The organism is Promicromonospora sp. NPDC050249, from assembly GCF_040656015.1.
GTDB lineage: Bacteria > Actinomycetota > Actinomycetes > Actinomycetales > Cellulomonadaceae > Promicromonospora.
This window is the reverse complement of record NZ_JBFAKY010000018.1, coordinates 90,416-113,999: the sequence shown is the minus strand read 5'-3', so window position 1 is coordinate 113,999 and position 23,584 is coordinate 90,416. Positions and strand designations below refer to the sequence as shown.

The 23,584-nt window shown below is 74.5% G+C and carries 25 protein-coding genes and 1 riboswitch; of the genes, 15 read left to right on the top strand and 10 right to left on the bottom strand.

Annotated features, from left to right (window positions below):
- Positions 1 to 28: 28 nt before the first annotated feature.
- Positions 29 to 2,437: a 5-methyltetrahydropteroyltriglutamate--homocysteine S-methyltransferase gene (gene metE, locus AB0I32_RS16405; RefSeq protein ID WP_357507790.1), complete on the bottom strand. Its 2,409-nt coding sequence runs from the start codon at positions 2,435 to 2,437 to the stop codon at positions 29 to 31.
- An 8-nt stretch (positions 2,438 to 2,445) separates the two neighbouring features.
- Positions 2,446 to 2,548: riboswitch (SAM riboswitch) on the bottom strand.
- A 307-nt stretch (positions 2,549 to 2,855) separates the two neighbouring features.
- Here metE and AB0I32_RS16400 point away from each other — a divergent pair.
- The gene (locus AB0I32_RS16400; RefSeq protein WP_357507788.1) at positions 2,856 to 3,560 is read left to right on the top strand and encodes a type 1 glutamine amidotransferase domain-containing protein; all 705 of its coding nucleotides are present in this window, start codon (positions 2,856 to 2,858) and stop codon (positions 3,558 to 3,560) included.
- 82 nt (positions 3,561 to 3,642) lie between these two features.
- Positions 3,643 to 4,548: a LysR family transcriptional regulator gene (locus tag AB0I32_RS16395; protein WP_357507786.1), complete on the top strand. Its 906-nt coding sequence runs from the start codon at positions 3,643 to 3,645 to the stop codon at positions 4,546 to 4,548.
- Between the two features lie 153 nt (positions 4,549 to 4,701).
- Here the strand turns inward: AB0I32_RS16395 and AB0I32_RS16390 are convergent, their stop codons facing one another.
- From AB0I32_RS16390 to AB0I32_RS16375, 4 genes are all read right to left on the bottom strand, one after another.
- Positions 4,702 to 5,865 (bottom strand): Cmx/CmrA family chloramphenicol efflux MFS transporter, encoded by a 1,164-nt coding sequence (locus AB0I32_RS16390; RefSeq protein ID WP_357507784.1) that lies wholly within the window; start codon positions 5,863 to 5,865, stop codon positions 4,702 to 4,704.
- Between the two features lie 184 nt (positions 5,866 to 6,049).
- Positions 6,050 to 6,535: a GNAT family N-acetyltransferase gene (locus AB0I32_RS16385; RefSeq protein WP_357507782.1), complete on the bottom strand. Its 486-nt coding sequence runs from the start codon at positions 6,533 to 6,535 to the stop codon at positions 6,050 to 6,052.
- A gap of 9 nt (positions 6,536 to 6,544) precedes the next feature.
- Entirely contained in the window at positions 6,545 to 7,486 is a 942-nt protein-coding gene (locus AB0I32_RS16380) for a hypothetical protein (protein WP_357507780.1), read from the bottom strand.
- Between the two features lies 1 nt (position 7,487).
- A complete protein-coding gene (locus AB0I32_RS16375) occupies positions 7,488 to 7,949 on the bottom strand; it encodes a sigma-70 family RNA polymerase sigma factor (RefSeq protein WP_357507778.1) in 462 nt (153 codons plus the stop codon).
- Positions 7,950 to 8,111: 162 nt separating this feature from the next.
- Here AB0I32_RS16375 and AB0I32_RS16370 point away from each other — a divergent pair, with 162 nt between their 5' ends.
- Positions 8,112 to 9,074, top strand: coding sequence for a D-alanyl-D-alanine carboxypeptidase family protein (locus AB0I32_RS16370; RefSeq protein ID WP_357507776.1), 963 nt, complete (start codon positions 8,112 to 8,114; stop codon positions 9,072 to 9,074).
- Positions 9,075 to 9,227: 153 nt separating this feature from the next.
- On the top strand, positions 9,228 to 9,989 hold the full coding sequence (locus tag AB0I32_RS16365) for a MerR family transcriptional regulator (protein ID WP_357507774.1): 762 nt from the start codon (positions 9,228 to 9,230) through the stop codon (positions 9,987 to 9,989).
- 15 nt (positions 9,990 to 10,004) lie between these two features.
- On the opposite strand, the gene AB0I32_RS16360 is transcribed toward AB0I32_RS16365, so the two are convergent.
- Positions 10,005 to 10,460 carry a DoxX family protein gene (locus AB0I32_RS16360; protein WP_357507772.1) on the bottom strand — a complete coding sequence of 152 codons (456 nt, stop codon included), beginning with the start codon at positions 10,458 to 10,460 and terminating at the stop codon, positions 10,005 to 10,007.
- A 122-nt stretch (positions 10,461 to 10,582) separates the two neighbouring features.
- Here AB0I32_RS16360 and AB0I32_RS16355 point away from each other — a divergent pair, with 122 nt between their 5' ends.
- The 6 genes from AB0I32_RS16355 to AB0I32_RS16330 all read left to right on the top strand — a co-directional run bounded on the left by AB0I32_RS16355 (position 10,583) and on the right by AB0I32_RS16330 (position 15,910).
- The gene (locus AB0I32_RS16355) at positions 10,583 to 11,101 is read left to right on the top strand and encodes a WHG domain-containing protein (protein WP_357507770.1); all 519 of its coding nucleotides are present in this window, start codon (positions 10,583 to 10,585) and stop codon (positions 11,099 to 11,101) included.
- 10 nt (positions 11,102 to 11,111) lie between these two features.
- A complete protein-coding gene (locus AB0I32_RS16350) occupies positions 11,112 to 11,702 on the top strand; it encodes a putative glycolipid-binding domain-containing protein (protein ID WP_357507768.1) in 591 nt (196 codons plus the stop codon).
- Between the two features lie 130 nt (positions 11,703 to 11,832).
- A complete protein-coding gene (locus tag AB0I32_RS16345; RefSeq protein WP_357507766.1) occupies positions 11,833 to 12,666 on the top strand; it encodes an HAD family hydrolase in 834 nt (277 codons plus the stop codon).
- Between the two features lie 56 nt (positions 12,667 to 12,722).
- Positions 12,723 to 13,949 (top strand): YibE/F family protein, encoded by a 1,227-nt coding sequence (locus AB0I32_RS16340; RefSeq protein ID WP_357507764.1) that lies wholly within the window; start codon positions 12,723 to 12,725, stop codon positions 13,947 to 13,949.
- A gap of 59 nt (positions 13,950 to 14,008) precedes the next feature.
- Positions 14,009 to 14,905, top strand: a complete 897-nt coding sequence (locus tag AB0I32_RS16335) for an NADP-dependent oxidoreductase (RefSeq protein ID WP_357507762.1) — start codon at positions 14,009 to 14,011, stop codon at positions 14,903 to 14,905.
- Between the two features lie 75 nt (positions 14,906 to 14,980).
- Positions 14,981 to 15,910 carry an aminoglycoside phosphotransferase family protein gene (locus AB0I32_RS16330; RefSeq protein ID WP_357507760.1) on the top strand — a complete coding sequence of 310 codons (930 nt, stop codon included), beginning with the start codon at positions 14,981 to 14,983 and terminating at the stop codon, positions 15,908 to 15,910.
- Between the two features lie 57 nt (positions 15,911 to 15,967).
- Here AB0I32_RS16330 and AB0I32_RS16325 read toward each other — a convergent pair whose 3' ends face one another.
- Entirely contained in the window at positions 15,968 to 16,726 is a 759-nt protein-coding gene (locus tag AB0I32_RS16325) for a TetR/AcrR family transcriptional regulator (RefSeq protein WP_357507758.1), read from the bottom strand.
- 61 nt (positions 16,727 to 16,787) lie between these two features.
- Here AB0I32_RS16325 and AB0I32_RS16320 point away from each other — a divergent pair, with 61 nt between their 5' ends.
- Complete coding sequence (locus AB0I32_RS16320) at positions 16,788 to 17,624, top strand: SDR family NAD(P)-dependent oxidoreductase (protein WP_357507756.1); 837 nt, start codon at positions 16,788 to 16,790, stop codon at positions 17,622 to 17,624.
- Between the two features lie 93 nt (positions 17,625 to 17,717).
- On the top strand, positions 17,718 to 18,683 hold the full coding sequence (locus AB0I32_RS16315; protein WP_357507754.1) for a hypothetical protein: 966 nt from the start codon (positions 17,718 to 17,720) through the stop codon (positions 18,681 to 18,683).
- Positions 18,684 to 18,688: 5 nt separating this feature from the next.
- Here the strand turns inward: AB0I32_RS16315 and AB0I32_RS16310 are convergent, their stop codons facing one another.
- Both AB0I32_RS16310 and AB0I32_RS16305 read right to left on the bottom strand, forming a co-directional pair.
- The gene (locus AB0I32_RS16310) at positions 18,689 to 19,120 is read right to left on the bottom strand and encodes a hypothetical protein (protein ID WP_357507752.1); all 432 of its coding nucleotides are present in this window, start codon (positions 19,118 to 19,120) and stop codon (positions 18,689 to 18,691) included.
- A gap of 29 nt (positions 19,121 to 19,149) precedes the next feature.
- Positions 19,150 to 20,178 carry an MBL fold metallo-hydrolase gene (locus AB0I32_RS16305; RefSeq protein ID WP_357507750.1) on the bottom strand — a complete coding sequence of 343 codons (1,029 nt, stop codon included), beginning with the start codon at positions 20,176 to 20,178 and terminating at the stop codon, positions 19,150 to 19,152.
- A gap of 97 nt (positions 20,179 to 20,275) precedes the next feature.
- Here AB0I32_RS16305 and AB0I32_RS16300 point away from each other — a divergent pair, with 97 nt between their 5' ends.
- From AB0I32_RS16300 to AB0I32_RS16290, 3 genes are all read left to right on the top strand, one after another.
- Positions 20,276 to 21,322, top strand: coding sequence for a LysR family transcriptional regulator (locus AB0I32_RS16300; protein WP_357507748.1), 1,047 nt, complete (start codon positions 20,276 to 20,278; stop codon positions 21,320 to 21,322).
- Between the two features lie 17 nt (positions 21,323 to 21,339).
- Positions 21,340 to 22,224 (top strand): serine hydrolase, encoded by an 885-nt coding sequence (locus AB0I32_RS16295; RefSeq protein ID WP_357507746.1) that lies wholly within the window; start codon positions 21,340 to 21,342, stop codon positions 22,222 to 22,224.
- A 96-nt stretch (positions 22,225 to 22,320) separates the two neighbouring features.
- Positions 22,321 to 22,776, top strand: coding sequence for a hypothetical protein (locus tag AB0I32_RS16290; RefSeq protein ID WP_357507744.1), 456 nt, complete (start codon positions 22,321 to 22,323; stop codon positions 22,774 to 22,776).
- Positions 22,777 to 22,813: 37 nt separating this feature from the next.
- Here the strand turns inward: AB0I32_RS16290 and AB0I32_RS16285 are convergent, their stop codons facing one another.
- Positions 22,814 to 23,542: an alpha/beta hydrolase gene (locus AB0I32_RS16285; protein ID WP_357507742.1), complete on the bottom strand. Its 729-nt coding sequence runs from the start codon at positions 23,540 to 23,542 to the stop codon at positions 22,814 to 22,816.
- Positions 23,543 to 23,584 lie beyond the last annotated feature (42 nt).

The window sequence follows — 23,584 nt, the reverse complement described above, 5'->3', positions numbered from 1 at the left end:
CTCTACCTCGCGACCTTCAGGGACCCGGTCAGAGGGTGGCGCGGACCTCTTGCGTCGCCTTGACCAGGTTGCGGAGCGACTCCTTGGTCTCCGCGTACGCGCGGGTCTTGAGACCGCAGTCCGGGTTGACCCAGACCAAGCGCGGGTCGATCGACTTGGCGGCGAGCCGCACGAGCTCGGTCACCTCCTCGACCGACGGCACACGCGGGCTGTGGATGTCGTAGACGCCCGGCCCGATGCCGCGGCCGTACCCGGCGTCGGCCAGCTCGGGCACGATCTCCATGCGGGAGCGCGCCGCCTCGACCGAGGTCACGTCCGCGTCCAGGCCGTCGATCGCGCCGATGACCTGGCCGAACTCCGAGTAGCACAGGTGCGTGTGCACCTGCGTGGCGGTGCCGGCCCCGGCGGTCGACAGCCGGAACGAGCGCACCGACCAGTCGAGGTACCCCGGGTGGTCGGCCCGGCGCAGGGGCAGCAGCTCGCGCAGCGCGGGCTCGTCCACCTGCACGACGCCGATGCCCGCCTCCTCCAGGTCCGTCACCTCGTCCCGGAGCGCGAGGGCGACCTGGTCGGCGGTGTCGCCCAGCGGCAGGTCGTCGCGGACGAACGACCACGCCAGGATGGTGACCGGCCCCGTGAGCATGCCCTTGACCGGCCGTTGCGTGAGCGATGCCGCGTACGCGGTCCACTCCACGGTCAGGGGTGCGGGGCGCGAGACGTCACCCCACAGGATCGGCGGACGCACGCAGCGCGAGCCGTACGACTGCACCCAGCCGTGCACCGTGGTCACGAAGCCGTCGAGCTGCTCCGCGAAGTACTGCACCATGTCGTTGCGCTCGGGCTCGCCGTGCACCAGCACGTCCAGGCCCAGCTCCTCCTGGAGCGCCACGGTGCTCGCGATCTCGGCGCGCATCGCGGTCGTGTACTCGTCGTCCGACAGCTCGCCGCGCACCCAGGCCGCCCGCGTCTTCCGGATCTCCGCCGTCTGCGGGAACGAGCCGATGGTGGTGGTCGGCAGCGGCGGCAGGTCGAGCCTCGCCTGCTGGGCCGCCGCCCGCTCGGCGTAGGGCGCGCGTTCGACGTCGGCGGGGGTCAGGGCAGCGGTCCGCTCCCGCACCTCCGGTACGACGACGCCGGGCGCCTCGGCGCGGGACCGTACGGCGGCCGTCGACTCGGCGAGCGCGTCGGCGACCGCCGTCCGGCCGCCGGTCAGGCCGGTCGCCAGCGTGACGACCTCGGCGACCTTCTGGTCGGCGAAAGCGAGCCAGGACTTGAGACCGGCGTCGAGGCGGGGCTCGTCGGCGACGTCGTGCGGCACGTGCAGCAGCGAGGTCGAGGTGCCGACGGCGACCGCTCCCGCACCGAGTCCTGTGCCCGGCGCCGCCAGGGTCTCCAGCGTGGTCAGGCGGGCGTCGAGGTCGGCGCGCCAGATGTTGTGCCCGTCGACGACGCCGGCCACCAGGGTCTTGTTCCCCAGGCCGGCGACGGGGCCGGTCGGGACGGCGCCCTTGACGAGGTCGACGGCGATCGCCTCGACGTCGGTGCCGGCGAGCAGGGCGAGCCCGTCGCCCGCCGCGCTGCGCAGGTCGCCGTACGGCGCGGTGACCAGGATCGCGGGGCGTTCGGCCGTACCGGTCGCCCCGGCAGCGGGGGACAGGTCCGTGGCGAGCCGCGCGTAGGCCCGGCGGACGGCGTCCGCCACCTCGTCGAACGGGACGTCGAGCAGGTCGGTGACCAGCGCGGGCTCGTCGAGCTGCACCCAGGGAGCGCCCGCGGCGGCCAGCGCGCGCAGCACGTCGGCGTAGGCGGCGACGACGTCGTCGAGCCGGTCGAGCGGGTGGAAGCCGTCGGGCGCCTCGTCCGCCGGCTTGCTCAGGAGCAGGAACGTCACCGGTCCTACGAGCACGGGGCGGGTCACGACCGCCTGGCCGCCGTCGGCGGGCCGGGCGAGCTCGGTGAACTGGTGCACGACGCGGTCGTCCGCGAACCCGATCGGGGTGTCCGGCCCGATCTCCGGGACGAGGTAGTGGTAGTTCGTGTCGAACCACTTGGTCATCTCGAGCGGCGGCTTGTCGCCCTCGCCGCGGGCCAGCGTGAAGTAGCCCTCCAGGGAGAGCGCGCCCGTGGCCTCGTTGGTCGAGCCTGTCGAGACGAGGTCCCGGAACCGCTCGGGCACCGCGCCCAGCAGGGCGACGGCGTCGAGCACCTGGTCGTAGAAGGAGAACGAGCCGGGTACGGCGGCCGTGCCGTCCAGGCCCAGTCCGGCGAGATGCCGAGCGGTAGCCAGCCGCAGGTCATGGGCTGTGGTCTCCAGCTCCTCGGCGGTGGTGCGCCCGGCCCAGAAGGACTCGACGGCGCGCTTGAGCTCGCGTCGTCTGCCGATGCGCGGGTAACCCAGGATCGTGGCGTGGGGAAGGTGCGTGAACTCGACTGCCATGCGTATCAGCTCCATCGGACCTGGCGTTAGCACCTTGCCCGGAATTGGCGCTCCGGAGGCAGGTTGCTGCGGTGTCGTTGAGCCAGGACTCTCGACCGCTCTGGATGATTGACCTGGATCGTAAGCATGACCGCGATGTGAGCGGAAAAGCGTCCACCCCTCGGGACGATGCCATCTGGGCTGGTCAGCCGCCGAAAAGTGTGCCACGCGGCCGACCGCGCACCTGCTGCCCGACGCGGCCCCGATCTGGCAGCAGGTGCATGGTCAAATCGGTGTCATAAGCAGGGTTATGGCCGCGCCGGGCCGACCCGGCATTCGGTGATGGATCCTGGCGTTCTGGTCAGAGCCGCGACACACCGCGGCGTCCCTGCCGGCACGACCCGGCGGGCATCCCTCACAGAGAAGGTCGGAACCACCGATGTCGAAGATCCTGATGGTCCTCTCCGCCGCGAACAGCCTGCGCCTCGCCGACGGGACCGCCCACCCCACCGGCTACTGGGCCGAGGAGGTCGCAGCGTCGCACCGCACGCTGACCGCCGCCGGTGCCACGGTCGTCCTCGCGACGCCCGGCGGCGTGCGGCCCACCGTCGACGAGGTCAGCCTGGACGAACGGGGCGGCGTTGCAGCGGCCGACGCCGCGGAGTACCGGACCTACCTGGACACCGTCGCGGACCAGCTGGCTCGCCCGCTCGCGCTGGCTGACATCCGCGCCGACGACTACGACGCGATCTACATCCCCGGCGGCCACGCCCCCATGGCCGACCTGGTGTCCGACGCCGACCTCGGCCGGCTGCTGGTCGCCGCCAACACGCGGCAGACGACGGTGGCCACGCTCTGCCACGGCGCCGCCGCGCTGCTGAGCGCCGAGACCCCGGACGGCGCCTTCGCCTACGCGGGCCGCGCGCTCACCTCCTTCACGGACGAGGAGGAGCGCCAGGGCGGCCTCGGGGACGGCACGCCGTTCCTCGTGGAGACCGAGCTGCGCGAACGTGGCGCGGTCCTCAGGACCGGCGCGCCCTGGAGCAGCACCGTGGTCCAGGACGGCAACCTCATCACCGGGCAGAACCCCCAGTCCAGCACCGCGACCGCCGAGGCGGTGCTCAAGGCGCTCGCCGCCCGCTGACCGCCCGCCGTCGTGCCGACATGGTTAGCCTGAGCACCAGGCAGGGCTGGGCCACGACCTCGGGGGACGGATGGTGACGCGGGTGCCGGGACTCGACCTCCTCGCGACGTTCCTTGAGGTCTACCGCACCGGCTCGCTGTCCGCGGCGGCGGAGCGCCTGGGCGTGAGCCAGCCCGCCGTCACGGGCCAGCTCGCGCGGCTCGAGGAACAGCTCGGGGCGCGGCTGTTCGTGCGGTCGCGCAGGGGTGCCGAGCCCACCGAGCGGGCAGTGGCGCTGGCCACCCAGGTGGGCCTGCACGTGGACGGGCTCCGGGCCGCGCTGGGCCCCGCGGACGAGGTCCCGGCGGTCCGGGGGCTCGTCCGCCTCGGCGGCGCGGCGGAGCTGATGACCGTCCGGGCGCTACCAGCTCTCGCGCCCCTGGTCGCCCAGGGCCTGCAGGTCCGGGTCATGCTCGGGCTGGGGGACGAGCTGCTGGCCGCGCTGGCCGCTGGGCACCTCGACCTCGTCGTGTCCTCGGTGCGTCCCCGGCAGGACGCCGTCGTGGCGACGCCGCTGGTCGACGAGGAGTTCCTGCTCGTGGGCCCGGCGTCGCTGGCCCACACCGTGGACCCGGTGCGGCTCGCCGCCGACCCGGTCACCGCGCTGTCGCACCTGCCGCTGGTCGCCTACGCGGAGGAGCTCCCGATCGTGCGCCGCTACTGGCGCAGCGAGTTCGGGCTCCGGCCGCCCAACCTCACGTCCGTCGTTGTCCCGGACCTGCGCGCGGTGCTCGCCGCCGTGACCGCGGGGGCCGGCGTCTCCGTGCTGCCGCGGTACCTCGTCGCGCCGGCGCTGGAGAGCGGGCAGGTCGTGCAGCTCCACCATCCAGCGGCGCCGCCGCTGAACACGCTGTACCTGGCGGTGCGGCGGGGCGCGCCGCCCAGCCCGGCCCTCGCCGCCGTCCACGCACGACTCGCCCAGGCCGCCGAGGAGTGGGGCAGCCTCTGACGGCCGGGCCGGGGACCCCTGTGGTCAGCTCGCGGCGCGGCACCTGCCGGCCGGATGACCATGCACCTGCTGCCGACCAGCGCGCCATCCTGGCAGCAAGTGCATGGTCAGAAAAGTGTGCCAAGCGGCTCGGCCAGAGCGGCCGCGTCCCGGTCAGCTCGGGGGAGCGGTGGCCCGGCATCGGCTCGTCGCGGACCAGAGCGCGGCGGCGATGGCGGCGAACGACGCGCTGACCACCAGCGGGCCCACGAGCCCGAGTGGCCCGATGGCGAGGCCGCCGAGCAGCGGACCAACCAGTGCGCCGAGGTTCAGCGCGACCGTCGAGAACGCGCCGCCCATGGTCGGGGCGCCGTGGGCCGAGGCCATGCCGCGGGCGATCAGCGTGCCGCCGACGGCGAACGAGAGGGCGCCCAGAACGGGCGCGAGCACCCACACCGCGGACGGGCTCGCCGCGAGAACGGCCCACAGGACCCAGCCCGCGACGAGAACAGGGATGCCGATCCCGAGGACCAGGTGCCCGTGCGCGTCGGCCAGGCGCCCCGCGGCCGAGACGCCGGCGAAGGCCCCCAGCCCGAACAGCGCGAGCACCACCGGCACCAGCGACGAGCCGAGCCCGGCGCCGTCCGTGACGAGCGGCGCCAGGTAGGTGAACGCGCAGAACGTCGCGCCGTTCACCAGTACCCCGAGCGCGAGGTAGCGCAGCAGGCCGGGGGAGCGGAGCGTGCCGAGCTCGGCCCGGAGCTCCACCCGGACGATCGGCACGCGAGGACCGGGCCGCTCCGGCGTCAGCGCGGCGACGGCGGCCAGGGCGAGCGCCGAGACCCCGGCGATCGCCCACAGGGCCGAACGCCAGCCCCAGACCTCGCCGAGAAGGGCTCCGGCCGGGACCCCGGCGATCAGGGCGAGCGTCGTGCCGCCGAGGATCGCGGCGAGCGCCCTGGCCTGCTTGCCGGCCGGGACGATCGTGGTGACCGTCGAGAGCGCGACGGCGAGGAACCCGGCGTTGGCCAGTGCGGCCACGAACCGGCTGACCAGCAGCACGGCGAACTGGTCGGTGAGCGCGCCCGCCGCGTGGGCCGCGACGAAGACCAGCAGGCAGCCGGTCAGGGTCCAGCGCGGTGGCAGGCGGCGGCCGAGTGCCGCCGTCAGCGGTGCGCCGACGACCATGCCGACCGCGAAGCCAGAGGTCAGGTAGCCGGCCTGGGCGATGGTGATGCCGAGGTCGGCGGAGATGCCGGGCACGAGCCCGGCGAGGACGAATTCCGACGTGCCTTGCGCGAAGACCGCGACGGCGAGCACGTAGAGCAGGACAGGCATGGATGCCTCCGAAGGAAGGGGAACGGGTAGGCCTGAGCGGCACTACGGGGCCCTTCGGATGCGCGGGGAGGCGGCCGAGCGGCAGCTCGGCGGTCTCTACAGGGGCATCTCGGGCTACCGGAGTACCGGCAGCCCGAACCTGGATGCTTCTGGAGACCTCATGTGCCGAGCCTAGACGGCTGGACTATCCGGCGGCGAGCCGCGCGCCGGAATCGGTACGCGCGGGCAGCGGCCGGTGCCACGCGACCTCGCGGTCCAGCTGCCCGGTCGAGCGGAACAGGCGCACCTGGTGGGCGTCGGGGAGCGCGGCGGCGAGGTCATCGGTGGTCGTGTTCGTGAAGCCGAGCTTCTGCCAGAAGCCGCCGGAGCGGCGGGAGAACAGCCAGGCCTGACGCGCCCCGGCGTCGGCCGCCCGGTCCAGCGCGAAGCGTGCCAGGCGCAGCCCGTCCCCGGCACCCCGGAGGTCCGGCCGGACGGCGACGCTGCGGACCAGCGCGTGCTCGCCGCTCGCCCCGAGCTCGAAGCCGGTGGTCGTGCACACGGCGCCGTCGTCGTCGCGGTCGAGCCACAGGTGCACGGCCGGTTCCGCGAGGGCGGCGACCGTCAGGTCGGCCGAGCGCAGGAACGCGGCCAGGTCGTCGAGGTCGCCGGGTGTCGCGGGGCTGAGCACGCCGGAATGCTACCGGGAGCGACTCCCCGGGTCGGCCGGTCCCGGGTCGCCGTCGGTGGCCTCCGGGGTCGGGCTGCTGCTGGGGCTGAAGCACGACGTCCAGTGGAACTCGCTGTGCACCTGGTACCCCTTGCCGCCGTCGGACCTTGCCCAGGTCTCCGCGGTGTACGGGAGCCAGGTGGCCGTGTCGACGACCACGTCGATCCGGGTCACCTCGCCGCCGAGCACGAACTTGCCCGGGGGTGTGAACCGGATCCGGACCATGGTCCGGCCGTTCTCCTCCTCCAGCAGGAACTCGTCGTCCAGGCGGTGGTCCGTGCCCTCGAGGCCGGGTAGGTCGAGGGCCGCGCCGACGGTCGCGAGCTGCAGCGCCTCCAGCGGCTGCGTGCTCAGCGGGATCGGCTTCGGTGTCCCGGTGTCTGTCGCGGGGCCGTCGAAACGGGTCGCCGACTCCGTACCGAGCGTCGAGCGAGTCTTCACCGCGCAGTCGGCGCCGGCCACAGCGGGCGCGGCGCGGTCGACCACCTCGGACGGCGTCAGCGCGATGGTCGGCGACGGTCCCGGCTCGGAGGTGGTGGTCGGCGAGGGGCCGCTACCGGGCGACGAGCCGGGCTGCACGCCGGGCGCCGGCAGGTTGACGACGGTCACCACGACGGCGGCGGCTGCCGCTGCCGCGACGCCCCACACCAGTGCCCGCCCGCGGCGTGCGCGGGACGGGCCGCGCCGGGGTTCCGTGTCGAGGTCGTGCAGCAGGATCTCGACGCGCTCGTCCGTCGCCCAGTGGTCCTGCGCGTGCTCATGGCTCTGCTCGTACAGGGTCTCGTCGCCACGCAGGTGGTCGCGGACGCCGTGCGCGCGTGCCCGCGACTCGGCGTACACGCGCGCCAGGTCGAGCTCCGGGTCGACCCCCCGCAGGGCGCGCCGTGCGCGGGTCAGCTCTTCGTCTTCCACTTCAGGAACCTTCCTCGGTGAGCCGTTCGTAGGCCGCGCGCAGACGGCGGCGTGCCCGGTGCACCCGGGTGGCCGCCGTCGCCGTCGTGCAGCCGAGGACCTGGGCGACCTCAGGGGTGGACAGCTCAGCGGCCGCGAGCAGGGCGATCACCTCGCGGTCCGCGGGGCGGAGCAGGGCCAGCGCCCGGCGCAGCTCGTCCAGCTCGCCGACCAGCCGCACGCCGTCGTGGCCCGCCGGGGCCGGATGGGCGCGGACCCGCTCGACCAGAGCGTTGCGCCGCTGCTGGGCGCGCACCTGGTTTGCCATCACCTTGCGGGCCACCCCGAGGAGCCAGGCACGCGGGTTGTCCGGCGGCTCGCCCTTGCGCCACGCGACGGCGAAGACCTCGGCCACCACGTCCTCCGCCTCGGCGGCAGGGAGCCGCGAACGCGCGAACCGGTACACGGCGCTCGCGTGCGCCACGAACAGTGCCTCCGTCAGGGCAGGCGTGAGGTGGGCAGGCGTGTGCCTGCCCGGTTCGAGGCGCTGTGGCTCGGTGTTCGTTGCCAGGGTGGACTCCGGAGACGAAGAGACGTGCTTCCGACTCAGTGTGTCCGGCAGGAGCGCCCCCATGACACCTCACGGATGTTGTCCACGTCACAGCCCGCCGCTGTCATCGCGGTCCGCGCCGTGCACACCAACGCTGATGTGACCGTCTCCTTCGTCCGTACCCGTGGCCGCGCCCGTGTCCGCCCGGCGGGGCCTGGCGCCGTCGTCCTCGTCGCCAGCCTGCTCCTGGCGGGCTGTGCTGCCGCCGACCTGGGCAACGAGGGGGGCAGTGTGACCGGGGCGGAGCCGCCGGCCACCGCATCCGGCCCGGCGGAGAAGCCGGGAGAGAAGGGCCCGGCCGAGAAGCCGGTGGAGAATCCGGAAGGTGCCCGGGCGCCGCAGACCGAGCCGAGCCCGGTGGCGGCCCCGGCGGAGGGCCCCGTCGACGCCCCGCCACCGGCCACCGGCCTCGACCTGACGGAGCACTCGACCAGCGATCCCGCGAGCCCGTGGGTGGTCGTCAACAAGCGCACTCCGCTCGACCCGGTCGACCACGAGCCCGACCTCACCACCGTGCGCGGTTACCTCGTCCGGCCGGACGCCGCCCCCGACGTCGCCGCGCTGCTCGACGCCGCCGACGCCGACGGTGTGCGCCTCACCCTGCGCAGCGCCTACCGGGGCTATCCCAAGCAGGTGGCGGTCTACGAGGGGTGGGTGGCGCAGCTCGGTGCCGCGCGGGCGGACTCCGTCTCGGCCCGCCCGGGGCACAGCGAGCACCAGACGGGCCTCGGGGTGGACGTCGGAGGGACCACCCGGCCGGAGTGCGACTTCGAGGCCTGCTTCGGCGAGACCGTGGAGGGTCGCTGGGTCGCCGAGCACGCCGCCGAGTTCGGCATGCTGGTCCGGTACACACGCCAGAACAGCGCGGTCACCGGTTATGCGCCCGAACCCTGGCACCTGCGCTGGGTCGGCCGGGAGCTGGCGGCGCACATGCGAGCCACCGGCGTCACGACCCTGGAGGAGGTCTTCGACGTGCCGGGCGGGGACTACGCCGACTGAGCTGTCGACCGGGCCGTCGACCGGGCCGTCGACCGGGCCTGGTCCCGCGGCAGGAGCACCAGGGCTTGACCCTGCCCCTGCGGCAACCCTGCACCCTGCCTACATGACGACCGCCGCCAGCACGTCCGCAGGCAGCAGGAGGAGACTGGCCACATGCTGACGATCAGCCAGCTCGCGTCGTACGCCGGGGTGACCACGCGCGCCGTCCGGCACTACCACGCCAAGGGCCTGCTGCCGGAGCCCGGGCGCGACCACTCGGGCTACCGGCGGTACGACGCCCAGGCGGCGGTGGACCTGATCCGGATCAGGGTCCTGGCGGAGGCGGGTGTGCCGCTCGCGAGGGTCCGGGAGCTGCTGCGCGCCGACGCTGAGGAGTTCGCGGCCGCCGTCGCCGAGATCGACGCGCGGCTCCGTGCGGAGATCGACGACCGGGAGCGGCACAGAGAACGGATCGCCAGGCTCGCCGCGGGCGACAGCCTGGCGCTGCCGCCCGAGGGCGCTGCCTACCTGGACCGGTGGCGCGCGCTCGGCCTCCCCGAGCGCGTGGTCGAGATCGAGCGGGACAGCTGGATCCTCACCCTCGCGGTGCTGTCGCCGGAGCAGGTCGCCGGGGCGATGGAGCTGAAGGGCAGGCTGCTGGACGACGAGCAGTTCGTCGAGACCCTGCGGCGGCTCAGCGCGGCGGTCGACTGGATGCCCGATGACCCGCGGCTGCCCGCCCTGGCCGACCAGGTGGCCGCGATGCTCGACGAGCACGCCGCCTGGTCGGACGGCTCGGCGAGCGAGCTGGAGGCGGGGCTCGTCGACCTCTTCGACTCGCTGGCCCTCGACTCCTTCCCCGCCGGCCGCCGCCTGGAGCAGCTCCTGGAGGACCGCGGCTGGTCGGGCTGGACCCGACAGGAACGTACGGGCTGAAGCCCGCCGGAGCCGTCAGAAGGGCAGCCAGACGACGGCCGCCAGGGCGGCCAGGTAGAGGGCCTGCTCCGCCAGGCGGCGGCCGACCGGGGTGGCCGGCTTGCCGCCGAACAGGACACCGCGCCGGGCAGCGGAGATGTTGGCCGGCGTCATGGCCAGCGTGAGGAGCCCGAGGCAGATCGCGGCCGCCGGCGCCGTCGCGGGGACGAGCAGGCCCACCGCTCCGGCCAGCTCGAGGACCCCCGTACCGGCGACGAGCAGGTCGGGGCGGGGGAGCCCTGGCGGCACCATGCGTTCGAGGTCCTGGCGTACCCGCGGGACGATCCTGCCGGACGCCGCCAGGAGGTAGACGGCAGCGGCGCCGACACGGGCGGCGTCGTGCCAGGAGTCGAGGGCAGGTACCGCGACGAGACCGACCAGGCGGGCCAGGGCGGTGACGCCGAGCAGGAGGACGGGAAGCGGGACGGGCATGACGATCCAATCTTGACGGCGACAAGTTCGGACGTCACCTCACCACCCGCACTGCTATCTTGTCAATGGAAAGATGAGTCGGGGAAAAGGCGGACGGGCGCAGCGCGCCGGACAGGAGCGGGATGAGCTACCACCACGGAGACCTGCGGCGCGCGATGACCGCCGCGGCCGCGACAGCCGTCGCCGAACGGGGACCTGCCGCGCTCAGCCTGCGCGAGCTGGCCAGGATCGCCGGGGTGTCCCACGCGGCGCCCGCACACCACTTCGGCGACAAGGCCGGAGTGCTCACCGCGGTCGCCACCGAGGGGTACACCCTGCTCGCAGAGGCCCTGCAGGAGGCCGGCGACGACCTGCTCGCTGCAGGCATCGCCTACGTGCGGTTCGCCGTCGACCACCCGGGACACTTCGCCGTCATGTTCGACCGCAGCCTCCTGCACGCGGACGACGCCGGCCTGCGCGCGGCCGAGCAGGCGTCAGCGGCGGCGCTCGCGGGTCTGGCGCCCGACGCCGACGCCTCCCGCGCCGCGTGGTCCGTGGCGCACGGCTTCGCGAGCCTGTGGCTCTCGGGCGCGATCTCCGGGCCGGACGTCGTCGCGGCGGCCGAGCCGGTGCTGCGGCGGATGGCGCCGACGCCCGGATAGAGTTCGGACCGTGCGGCTGGATCCGTTGCCCGACGTGTCCGCCTGGACCCACAGCGGGGTCCGGGCAGGATTCGAGGTGCTCTTCGCGGAGCCGGCGGTCGACGGGTATCTGCTCCGCGGGCACACCACCGCCGTCGAGGGGCCGCAGGCGTGGTCCGTCGGGTACCGGATAGAGGTGGACCCGCAGTGGTGCACCCGCCGGGCCGAGGTGCGGGCGGTGTCGGCGGTCGGGACCGTCCGGACCACCCTCGAGCGGACCGGGCAGGGTGATGGCGCCGGGTGGCTCGTCGACGGCGTCCTACGCCGCGATCTCGACGGCTGCCTGGACGTGGACCTGGAGTCGTCGGCGGTGACGAACACGCTGCCGGTCCACCGGCTTGATCCCGCCCCGGGGGAGCCGCACCCGGTGCCGGCGGTCTTCGTCCGGGCGGGCGACCTGGGGGTCGAGCGGCTCGAGCAGGAGTACCGGCTCAGGAGCCGGACGCCGGCCGCGATCAGGTTCGACTACGCGTCGTCGACCTTCGACTTCGAGTGCGTGCTCACCTACGACGCCTCGGGTCTGGTCCTGAAGTACCCGGGAATCGCCGTCCGGGAGCGGTGAACCCGAGGCGCGGCCGAGCGCCGACCAGGGCCTGACCTGCGCGAGCGGCTCTCCAGCCGTTGAGACGCGAGTTCCAAAATGTCCCAGTATGGGTCATGATGTTCCCACCACCTATCACCAGGGGAATATCGTGACCGCGACCACCTCCGGGGCCGCAGCACTCTCGGACGTGCCCACGTCCACACCCGCTCTCGTCGCCTGCGACGTCGAGGGCACACTCGTACGCGCCGGACGCCGGCCGACCGGCGCGGTGCTCGACGCGATAGCCGCGGTGCGCGCCGCCGGGCACCACCTCGTGGTCGCCACGGGCCGGTCGCTGTCGGGCGCCGTGCAGGCGGCCCGCCAGCTCGGGATCAGCGACGGCTGGGTCGTCGCGGCGAACGGCGCGGTGACCGCGCGGCTGCGCCCGGACGGGTACTCGGTCGTCGACGTGACCGCCCTGGACGCGGGGCCCGTGTGCCGGCTCGTCGCCAGGACCCGGCCCGACCTGCGGCTCGCCGCTGAGGTGGTCGGCACCGGGTACCGCGTCAGCAGGCGCTTTCCCGACCGGCTGCTCAACGGGCACCAGGAGGTGCTGGGCTCGCTGGAGGAGATCTGGGCGCGTCCGACGCCGCGGGTGGTGGTGTACGGGCAGTGGGCACTGCGACTCGCGCCGGCGCTGCGCGAGTCGGGCGTCACCGCGGTCGCGGCCCGGGTGGACTGGGTGGACGTCACCGCTCCCGAGGTCACCAAGGCGACGGCGCTCGAGCGCATCCGGGTCGAGCTGGGGGTCGCGCCCTCCCGGACGGTCGCCGTCGGCGACGGCGAAAACGATCTCGAAATGCTTCGGTGGGCCGCCTTGTCGATCGCGATGGGGCATGCGCCCGCGACGGTCCGCGCCGTCGCGGCCCGGATCACGGGCACGGTGGACGAGGACGGCGCCGCGGCCGCGCTCGTCGATGCGCTCCTGCTGCCGACCGCCTGACCCCGGACCGTCCCGCTCACCGCGCCCACGGCGTGGCCTTGGGTGAGGATGTGCGCATGGCGCACGCTCACTCCCACGGCACGGTCGGCTCGGCCGCGCCACGCACGACGTTCTTGCTGGTCGTGACCCTGGTCTCCGCTCTTCTGGTGACCCTGGCCGGGCTGTGGCTGCTGTGGCCGAACGCCGGGGACGTGCCCGACCGTGTGCCCGCCCGCGCCGAGGGCACGTCGTTCGTCGACGTCACCGTCACCGGGCCCGCCGACCCCACCACCGGCAGCATCCCGGTCGAGCTGCCCGGCGGCGAGGCGTCCCGGATGCAGTCGCCCGGGCCGTCGATCCCGCTCGCCGAGGGGGACCGGATCACCGCCGTGGACATCTCCCAGGTCGCGCAGCCCGGCGTCGACCCGCTGGTGTTCATGGACTTCCAGCGTGAACTGCCGATCGCGCTGCTGGCGATCGTCTACGCCCTCGTCGTGCTGCTGGTCGCGCGCTGGCGCGGGCTGGCCGCCATGGCGGGGCTGGGGCTCGCGTTCGTCGTGCTCCTTGGCTTCACCATGCCGGCGCTCCTGGCGGGGGAGTCCGCCATCGGCGTCGCGCTGGTGACGTCGTCCCTGGTGATGTTCGTGACGCTGTACCTGGCGCACGGCCTGTCGGCCCGCACCTCGACGGCGCTGCTCGGCACGCTCGTCGGCCTCGCGCTGACCGCCGGGCTCGCCGCCTGGGCGTCGGGGGCAGCGCAGATCACCGGGACGAACGACGAGATGTCGGCGTTCCTGCCGTCCAGCGCGCCGGGCGCCGACCTGCGGGGGATCGCCCTGTGCGGCATCGTCCTGGCCGGGATGGGCGTGCTGAACGACGTGACCATCACCCAGGCGTCCGCGGTGTGGGAGCTGCGGGCCGTCGCGCCGGCGGCGTCGCGCTCCGAGCTGTTCACCAGCGCCATGCGGATCGGTCGCGACCACATCGCGTCGACCGTCTACACCATCGCGTTCGCCTACGTCGGCGCCGCGCTGCCGCTGCTGATGATGGTCTGGCTCGTCGACCAGTCGCCGGCCACCGCGCTGACCTCCGGCGAGATCGCCGAGGAGGTCGTGCGCACGCTCGTCGGTTCGATCGGGCTGGTGCTCGCCATCCCCGTCACCACCGCCATCGCGACGCTCACCGTCCCCGGGCCGGCGGGGGAGGGTTCGACGACTCCCGAGCCGGCCTCCGACCCGGAGCTGATGGCGCCCGTGTCCGAGGCGTGGGCCGCGGGGCCCGCTCCCGGGACGGCGGCGACATAACGAGTCACGGCGGTGCCAATATCCTGCCTGGATGCCTGCCGGAGACGAAGGAGAACGCGATGCGCGCGGTAGTTTTTGACGAGTTCGGCGGCCCCGAGGTCCTGCACCTGGGGGAGGTGCCGGAGCCGGAGGCCGGTCCGGGCCAGGTCCGCGTCCGGGTGGAGGCCGTCGGCGTCAACACGTTCGACGGGAAGGTCAGGTCGGGCGCCATGGAGGTGGCGTTCCGCACGCGGCTCCCGGCGGTCCCCGGCCTCGAGGTGGCGGGCATCGTCGACCAGGTGGGGGCCGACGTCGCCGGGGTCGCCATCGGGGACCGGGTCGCCGGCCCGGCCGGCCGGGGCGCCGCGGAGCTCGCGGTCCTTCGCGTCTGGGCGCCGGTGCCCGACGGGATGGAGGTCACCCAGGCGGCGGCGCTCCCCGTGGTCGCCGAGACCTCCCGGCGCGCGCTGCGGATCCTCGCCCTGTTGCCGGGGGAGACGCTGCTGGTGCACGGTGCGAGCGGCGGTGTCGGTGGGCTGGCGACGCAGCTCGCGGTCGCGGCGGGCGTGCACGTGATCGGTACAGCGTCGGAGGCAGGCCAGGAGCGCGTCGCGATGTACGGCGCCACGCCCATCGTCTACGGCGAGGGGATCGTCGACTGGGTCCGGGCGCTCACGCCAACCGTGGACGCGGTGCTCGACGCTGCGGGCAGGGGCGTCCTGCCGGACAGCATCGAGCTGCGGGGCGGCACCGACCGGGTGCTGACCCTTGCCGACCCGGCGGCTCACGAGCTGGGCGTCGAGTTCTCGGAGCAGTCCGAGCACTCGGCGGAGGTCCTCGCGGAGGTGATGGGGTTGGTCGCCCGCGGCGAGGTGTTCGTGCCGGTCGCGAAGGTGCTGTCCTTCGCTGAGGCCGCGCGGGCACAGGCCCTGGTCGACGGCGGCCACGCGGGCGGCAAGGTCGTCCTCGTGCCGTGACGGGTCCGGGGCGAGGGCTCCGTGCGGTCACAACCGTGCCAGCAGGGCTGAATCTCGCCCACGTACCCTCGCACCGTGAGCACACCGCAGCCGGTCGAGGTCCCGCAGGTACTCGCCTCCTCGTATGCCAGGAGCTTCGGCGACGAGGGGCGGGCCTGGCTCGCCGCCCTACCGGCCCTGGTCGCCGACCTGCTCGACCGGTGGGAGCTCGTCCGGGACGGTGCCGCCGCGGCCGGAGAGGCCTCGCTCGTGCTGCCGGTGCTGGGACGGGACGGCACACGTGCGGTCCTCAAGCTGCAGCCGCACCGCGCCGAGACGGAAGCCGCGCTCATCGGGCTGCGCACCTGGGACGGAGACGGCGTCGTGCGGCTGCTCGACCACGACCCCGGCAGCGGCACCATGCTCCTGGAGCGGCTCGACGGCGCGCGTACCCTCGCCTCGCTCGCGGACGACGACACGGCGATCCAGACCCTTGCCGAGCTCCACGCGCGGCTGGTCGCCGTCCCGGCGCCGCCCGCACTGAGGAGCCTCGGCGACATCGCGGCCGCGATGCTCGAACAGGTTCCCCGGGCCGTGACGTCGCTGGTCGACCCGGCAGACCGGCAGGTGCTGCTGGGCTGGGCCGCGGTCGTGGCCGAGCTGGTCGACGAGCCCGGCGACCGGATGCTGCACTGGGACCTGCACTACGACAACGTGCTGGCGGGCGAGCGCGAACCGTGGCTCGCGATCGACCCGGAGCCGCTCGCCGGGGACCCGGGCTTCGACCTGTGGCCGGCCCTGGACAGCCGGTGGGCCGACGTCGTCGTCGCGAGCGGCGATCCTCGACGCGTGGTCCGGCGACGCTTCGACGTGCTCACCGAGGTCCTCGGGCTCGACCGGTTCCGGGCGACGGGCTGGACGCTGGGGCGGCTGCTGCAGAACTCCCTGTGGGACGTCGAGGACGGCGCGACCGCCCTGGCGCCCGCCTCCGTCGTCCTGGCGGACGCGCTGCTCGACCGCGACTGACCTGCCGCCGGGCTCGCCGTGCCGCCGGGTTCGCCGACGGGCCGGTACCGGACCGGATCAGGTGCGCGCGGCCTCGCGGACCAGGCCCTCCAGCTCGGCGGCCAGCAGGCGCTCGCCGTCGAGCCCCATGGTGCCGAACGCGCCGACGATCTCCAGGGATACGAGTCCGTGCACGCGGTACCAGGTGGACAGGGCCAGCCGGAGCACCGCCGGTGCCGCCACCGCCGGAGTTCCGAGGGACCTGCCCCAGCGGGCCAGATCCTGGTCGAGCACCGATACCTCGGCAGCTTCGTCCGCGTCGGCAGTGACACCCGTTCGGGCCGCGCCGGCAGTGACAGCCGCGCCCGCCTCCGTGCCGGAGGCGACCTCCTGGATGGTCGTGACCAGGGCGAGCATGCTCTGGCTGATCGCGCCGACGCTCTCCAGGGGGTCCACCGCCTCGCGCCGGCTGCCGGTGAAGAGCATCGAGTACCGGCGCGGATGGTCCAGGGCCCAGCGGCGCCAGGCACCGGTGATGGCGGCCAGCCGGTCCGCCGGGGACCGGTCCTGCGCCTGTCGTACAGCGACCTCGACGGCGGTACCCAGGTCGGCGTACCCGGCCAGGACCAGGGCGTCGAGCAGCGCCTCGCGGGACGCGAAGTAGTGGTAGAGCGCCGGCGGCGTCATCCCTACCACCTTGCCGACCGAGGCGAGCGACAAGCCGTGCGCACCGCCGTCGTCGACGAGCCCCAGTGCCGCCTCGACGATCTCGTCGACGGTCTGCCGCCGGAGCCGTTCGCGCCGGGTCAGGGGCCGGGTGTCGTCGTCCTCGGGCATGTCGCGAGCCTAATGCCAAAGGCGAGTGCCGACACGGCGCCCACCTGGCACGATGTCGCCCATGACGGTTGAAAGCGCGCATGTGGACGCGGCACCCGGCCGGGCCTGGTTCGTGACGGGCGCGAGCCGTGGACTCGGCCGTGCCATCGCCACGGCGGCCCTGGAGCGCGGCGACCGGGTGGCGGCGACGGCGCGCGACGTCGCCGCGCTGGACGACCTGGTGGCCGAGCACGGCGACGTCGTCGTACCGCTGCGGCTGGACGTGACGGACCCGGCCCAGGCCACGGCCGCGGTGCGGGCGGCGGCCGAACGGCTCGGCCGCATCGACGTGGTCGTGAACAACGCGGGCCACGGGCTGTTCGGGTACGTCGAGGAGATCACGCCCGAACAGCTGCGCGAGCAGCTCGACGTCAACCTCTTCGGCGTGCTGCACGTGACCCAGGCGGCGCTCCCGGTGCTGCGCGCGCAGGGTTCGGGGCACGTGGTGCAGGTGTCCAGCTCCAGCGGCGTCGCCGCGTGGCCGGGGCTCGGGGGTTACAGCGCGTCCAAGTGGGCGCTGGAAGGGCTCTCCGAGGCGCTCGCCCAGGAGGTGGCAGGATTCGGGATCCGGGTCACGCTCGTCGAACCCGGGCCCGTGGACACCGCATGGCGTGGGGAGTCCGCCGTGCGGGCCGAGCAGCTGCCCGCGTACGACGCGCTGCGGGCGTCCGCGTGGCACCCGCCCGGCTCGTCGTCCCCGGCGGACGTCGCCCGGGTGGTCCTCGCCGTGGTCGACGCGGACGAGACGCCGTTGCGGATCCTGGTGGGCGACCTGGCGGCGGACGCCGTCCTGCCCCTGACCGAGGACCGGCTGGCGGGCTGGCGACGCTGGGAGGACCTGGGCCGCTCCGCGGGCTGACGGCCTGGCGACAGCCTGACCACGGCCGGCAGCCCGCTCGGGCGCCGCCGAGTTTCGTATCGCCCCGGCCTCCCACGTCATAGCCTGACCGGCATGGCAGCACACGCGCACCGGACCCAGGCGGAGCAGGTTCAGGCCGAGCTCGAGGCGGCACAGGAGGCGATCTTCGAGCACGCGCGGCTCAGCGGTCGCCGCACGACCGCGGAGTCGGCGCTCGCCGCCGCCCGGGCCGAGCTGGCGCGGGCGGCCGAGGCACTCGAGGGTGAGGCGGCGGACGTCCAGAAGCTCGAGGACTTCAGCCCCACGCTGATCTGGGCGACCCTGCGCGGCAACAGGGACGAGCGGCTCGAGGTGGAGCGGGCGGAGCACCGCGCCGCCGACTACCGGGTGGCGGCCGCGCGGGCGGCGGTGAGCAGCGCCGACCGGGAGCTGGCGGAGGTCCGCCGCGCGCTGACCGCCCTGGGTGACGTCGCCGCCCGGCAGACCGCTGCGCTGGCGGCCAAGGAGGCGTGGGTGGTCGCGACGCGGGCCGACGGCGCGGACGAGCTGGGCAGCCTGGCTGAGAAGGTCGGCACGACCCGCGGCGAGCTGACAGAGCTGCGCGAGGTGGTCGGCGCGGCGGAGCGGGCCGGACGAGCGCTGACCAGCGCCCTGGGCCACCTGGACAGCGCCGGGAACTGGGCGGCGTACGACACGTTCGGCGGCGGCGGGTTCCTCACGGACATGATCAAGCGCGAGAAGATGGACCAGGCGGTCGTGCTGATGCGGGACGCCGACGAGGCGCTGCGCGCCCTGACCCGCGAGCTCGGCGACCTCGGCCAGGACGGCGTCGGCGGCATCACGTCCGACAGCCTCGAGGACATGTTCGACGTCTGGTTCGACAACATCTTCAGCGACTGGTCGGTCATGAGCCGGATCGGCGAGGCGCGTGACCGGGTGCGCGCGGCGCTGAACGCCGTCGACGAGGTGCAGCAGCGGGCGGCCAGCCGTGCGGTGGCGCTGGAGGGCGGCCTCGCGAACCTCGGCAGGCGGCGGGAGCAGCTCCTGACCGGATCATGACCGGATCAGCCGGCTGAGGGAGCCCGCCAGCCTGGGAGGAGGCGTTCCAGGGCGTCGGCCAGCGAGATGGAGTCGCCGTCCTTGCCTCCCGCGCCGAGCAGCAGCGGCGGACGGCGCGGCTCCGGCCGCACCCCGCGCACCCGGTCGAGCAGCCCGATGGGTGCGGTGAGCACGTAGAAGTCGCCGTCGGTGCTGATGCCGGACGTGCGGTCCACCCGCAGGTACCAGCCCCGCAGCGGGGTGCGAGCGGTGCCGCGGCCGCCGTACCCCTGAACCTGCAGGGGCTCGGCGGTGAGCCCGGCCTCGCGGGCAGCGGCCACGAACTCCCGCAGCAGGGCCTCGGCGCGGGTGTGCTCGGCGTCCTGCCGCGCCTGCAGGCGCTCGGCCTGCAGGCGGACCGCTTCCGCTCGCTGCTGGGACCACTCGTCGTCGCGCATGGCAGGAAGTGTGTCAGAGCAGGAAGGCGTCAGAGCAGCTGCAGCGGCGTGCGGTACTCCGGGACGACCACCTCGGTACCCGGCGACAGCCGCCGGATCTGGTCCCTGAGGCGGGCCATCCGGTCGCGCGTGCCCTCGCTTGCCAGGGGCGGGTTGGTCAGTGGCGACTCGAAGTCGTCCCAGTGCACGAGGACCACCTGGCCGGGACCGTCCAGCGCGGCCAGGAGCCGGCCCGCGTAGTCGGCGGTGACGTCGGTGCTCGGCACCGGCAGCGCCACCGTGTCGACGCGCAGCCCGCGCAGGGCCTGGTCGTCGTAGTCGCTGCCCCCGAGCAGCAGCACCGACCGGCCCTGCGGTGAGCGCAGCAGGTAGGACAGGGTGTCGCCCTCCGGCAGGTCGGCGATCGTCCGTGGCCTCGTCGGCACCGTCGTGCGCAGGCCGGGGAAGAGGAGTGCGCCGGACGCGGTGCGGCTGTGCAGGGCCGGTACCACGCGCATGACCAGGTCCCCGAGGTGCATCTCCTCGCCGCCACGTACCACCGCGAGCTGCTTCTGCGGCACGCCCAGGGCGAGCGCGAGGTGGTACCCGGTGAGGGTGGTGAACACGGTGGCCCCGCGGGTGCGGGCCAGGTGCGGCACGTCGGCGAAGTGGTCCCAGTGCGTGTGCGTCACCAGTATCGAGTCGACGGCGCCCTCCGGCGTCCCGGGTGTACCGAGGGCCGCCTCGAGCGCCGCCGGGTCGACGCGCAGGCGCGTGGTCGCACTGAACTTCCCGGCGGCGAGCCCGGTGTCGAACCGCGTCAGGTACGGGTCGAGCAGGACGGTCGTGGTGGGTGTGCGGATCCGCCAGCCCGACGTGCCGAGCCAGGCGAAGGACGCGAAGCCGGCCGGGGCGGTCGGGGGCTGCGTGGGTGTCGCGGCTGGGGCCGGGGTGGTCGCCTGGTCGGTGCCGAGGGCCCGGGCGCCGGTCACACCGCCGAGCACGCCGAGGGCCGCCCCGGCGCCGGTCAGCAGGGTGCGGCGGCTGAGCGCGCGCTTCGGAGTCGTGGGGTTCGTCATGCGGCACACCCTCGCGGGAGCTCGCGACGAGAGTCAAAGAGTCTTGTGGACGTGACCCGAGACGTTTTTGATATGGGGCGCCGTTAGGCTCCCGGGCGTGGATCTCCTGAAGCATCTCGGCTTCTTCAAGGCAGTCGCCGACGTCCGGCACTTCGGCAACGCGGCCGCCGACCTCGGCATGACACAGCCGCCGCTGTCGCAGGGCATCCGCAGGCTGGAGCGCCACCTCGGGGTGCGGCTCTTCGACCGGGACGCGCGCGGCGTGCGGATCACCGCGGCGGGACGCCGGCTCCTGCCCGCCGCGCGCGACCTGCTCGACGCCGCGGACGACCTCGTGTCCACCGCCCACGACCTCGCCCTGCCCGAGCAGGTTCGCCTCGGCGTCGCCGCCGACCTGGAGGACGGCGTGCCGCAGCTGCTCCGCGCGCTCACCGCGGCGCCGTCGACGGCGCCGGGCGAGCCTGCCGAGACCTCGGTTGTCGAGACCTCCCGTGCCACCTGGACCTCGATCGCGCCCACCGTCGCGGGCAGCGTCGAGCTGGTCGACCTCCTGCGGGACGGCCTGCTCGACGTCGCCGTCGTGCGGCATCCTGGTGTGCTCGACGGGCTGACAGCGGGCCCTGTGCTCGTGGTGCCGACCCGGCTGGTCCAGACGCCTTCGGTACAGGCACGGGACGACGACGGCGCGCACAGCAGCGGCCGTGAGCCGACGCCGGCCGACGTACGCCTGCCCGTCGCCGTCCCGCCCCGGCACCACCAGCCACCCGCGCACGACCAGCTCGTCGATGCCCTGCGGCGCGCGGGGCACAGCGGCGAGGTGGTCGAGGCGCGGGACGCGGCCCAGCGCCAGGCACTGGCCGCGGCCGGCCTGGCGGCGGGTCTCGTCCCGATGTTCCGACGCCCGATGTTCCGACCCCCGGTGTTCCAGGACGAGCCCGGGACCCCGGGAGCGGCGGCGGACGGCCCAGCGGGACCGCCGCTCCGGCTGCGGGTGGCCCTGCCGCTCGCGGCGCAGCGACGGCCGGAGATCGACCACGAGGCGGTGGCGGAGGCGGTTCGCGCGGCGCTGAGCCCGGCGTCCGACCCGGCCCTCCGGCCGACACCGGATCCAGCTCGGCGCACCTCGCGCGGCCACGCCGGATGAGCGCTCAGGAACCGGCGGTGACCGCCGCGCTCCGGGCGGTGGCGCGCGAAGCAGGCGTCACCGCCCGCGTGCACGCGACGCGCCTGGCCGGCCCGCCCGGTACCGTCGCGCTCGACGACGCCGAGCCGGTCGCCATCGCCTCGCTCTACAAGCTGCCGCTCGCGCTCGTCTGGGCCGACCTCGTGACGGCCGGGCGCCTCGCCGCGGACGCGCCGGTGCGGCTGCCTGCGTCGTCCCGCATGCCCGGCCCGACGGGTGTGGCGATGCTGCTCGACGACGTGGTGCTCACCGCGCGCGACACCGTGCGCCTGATGCTCGCCGTGTCCGACAACGCCTGCGGCGACGCGCTGCTGGCACTCGTGGGGCGCGAGCGCGCGCACGAGCGGCTGGCGGAGCTGGGCCTGCCTGCGACCCTGGTGCGGCAGGGTTCCGCCGACGAGACGCGCGTGCTCCTGCGGGACACCGGCACCGCTACGTGGGCCGGCGCGCAGCGGGCCCTGGCCGACCCGGACCGCGCGGCCGGGACGACTCAGTACGACCCGGCGCTCGCGAGCGCCGCGACCGCTGCCGAGCTCGGACAGGTGCTGCGCCTCCTGTGGTTGCGTCACGGCCAGGCGTACGACCTGGTGCGGGACGCGCTCGCGCACCAGGCGTGGCGACACCGGGTCGGCAGCGGGTTCCCGCACGACGACGTGGCGCTGCACGGCAAGACCGGGACCCTCGGCAGGCTTCGGCACGAGGCGGCGGTAGTCGGGTTCCCGCACGAGCACCCGGTGGGCGTCGTCGTGCTGACGTGGGCGGCCCGTCCGGAGCGGCACCTGCCGGGCGTCGACGCGGCGATCGGTGAGCTGGCCCGCCTCGCGACGGGGCCGCTGCGGATGCCCGACGACGAGACAGGGTGACGAGACAGGGCGACGCGACAGGGTCGGGACAACCCACCGCAAAGGACGGTGGCCAGCCGGATTCTCCCGGAGCCGCGTCCTGACCAGCATGGACGTATGACCGAAACCAAGCTCCGCACACTGTCGGCGGCCGCCTTCACGCTCGCCGTCCTCGCCGGGATCGCCGAGGGTGTCGTCTCCGTCGCGGCCATCCACGCCCAGCAGGGCATCGACGGCGGTCTCGTCACCCAGATGGCCATCCGTGGCCTGATCTTCGCCGCAGCGCTCGCGTGCGCCTGGTACCTGGCGGCCGGACGCCGCTGGGCCTGGTGGGCGCTCCTGGCGGGCCTCGGCGTGCTCGGCCTTGCCTCGATGGTGGTGCCCATGGCCGCCGACCTCGCCGGCGGCGCGACCTGGTACTCCACGCTCGGAGGCGACGTGTCCCCTGTGATGCCGGCGATCCGGGTGCTGCACATCGGCTTCGTGGTGGCCGGCGTCGTGACCATGCTGCAGCCGCGGGTGCGGCTGAGCCTGGACGGGGCCGGGCGCCCGGACCGCACCGCGGCGGCCTGAGCGCCCGGGCTCCCGGTCAGCAGGGGAGTCCGGGCGCTCAGGGCCGGCGGAGGAACTCGCTCACCGCGGCGAGGAACTCGGCGGGTGCCTCGTCGTGCACCATGTGGCCCACGCGGATCTCGACGAGCCGCCCGTCGGCGACACCCGCCGCGAAGTCCACGAGGTCCGCCTGGTCGACGTTGCTCGTGGGGCCGCCCGCCACGACCAGGACAGGGACGGCGATCCGTAGCCCGGCCTCCCACCACGCGGGGTCGGGTTCGCTGCGCTCCGCGCGCAGCGCGTTGACCAGCGGCCAGTCGAACGGCACCGGGTGGTCCGGCTTCTCGAACGGCTCGAACGCGGGCCCGCCCGGGCGGACCGGGGTGGCGTCCTCCAGGACGAGGCGCGCCACGCGCCCGGGCGAGCCGTCGGTCAGGAGCGTGGTCACCAGGGCGGCGGTCGCCGCGCCCATCGAGTGCCCGACGACGGTGACCGCGGCCGGGGCGGGTGCCAGCGCGTCGCAGAACGCGACGGCGTCGGCGGCCAGCAGCTCGTAGCCGTACGTGCCCGGACGGTCGCTGTCGCCGTGGCCCCGCGCGTCGGGCGCGAGGACGTAGTAGCCCAGGGCCGCGAGGTCGTCCAGCAGAGGGTCCCAGGAGAGCGAGCTCTCGCCGAGGGCGTGCAGCAGGAGCAGCGGGGGCGCCGCTGGGTCGCCCGCCTCGCGGTACGCGAGGCGCAGCCCGCCGACGTCGACATGGTGGACCGGGTGAAAAGGTGCGATTGTCATCCGGGCAAGTATGCCGACCTGGCGCGGGTCCCCGCGACGAAC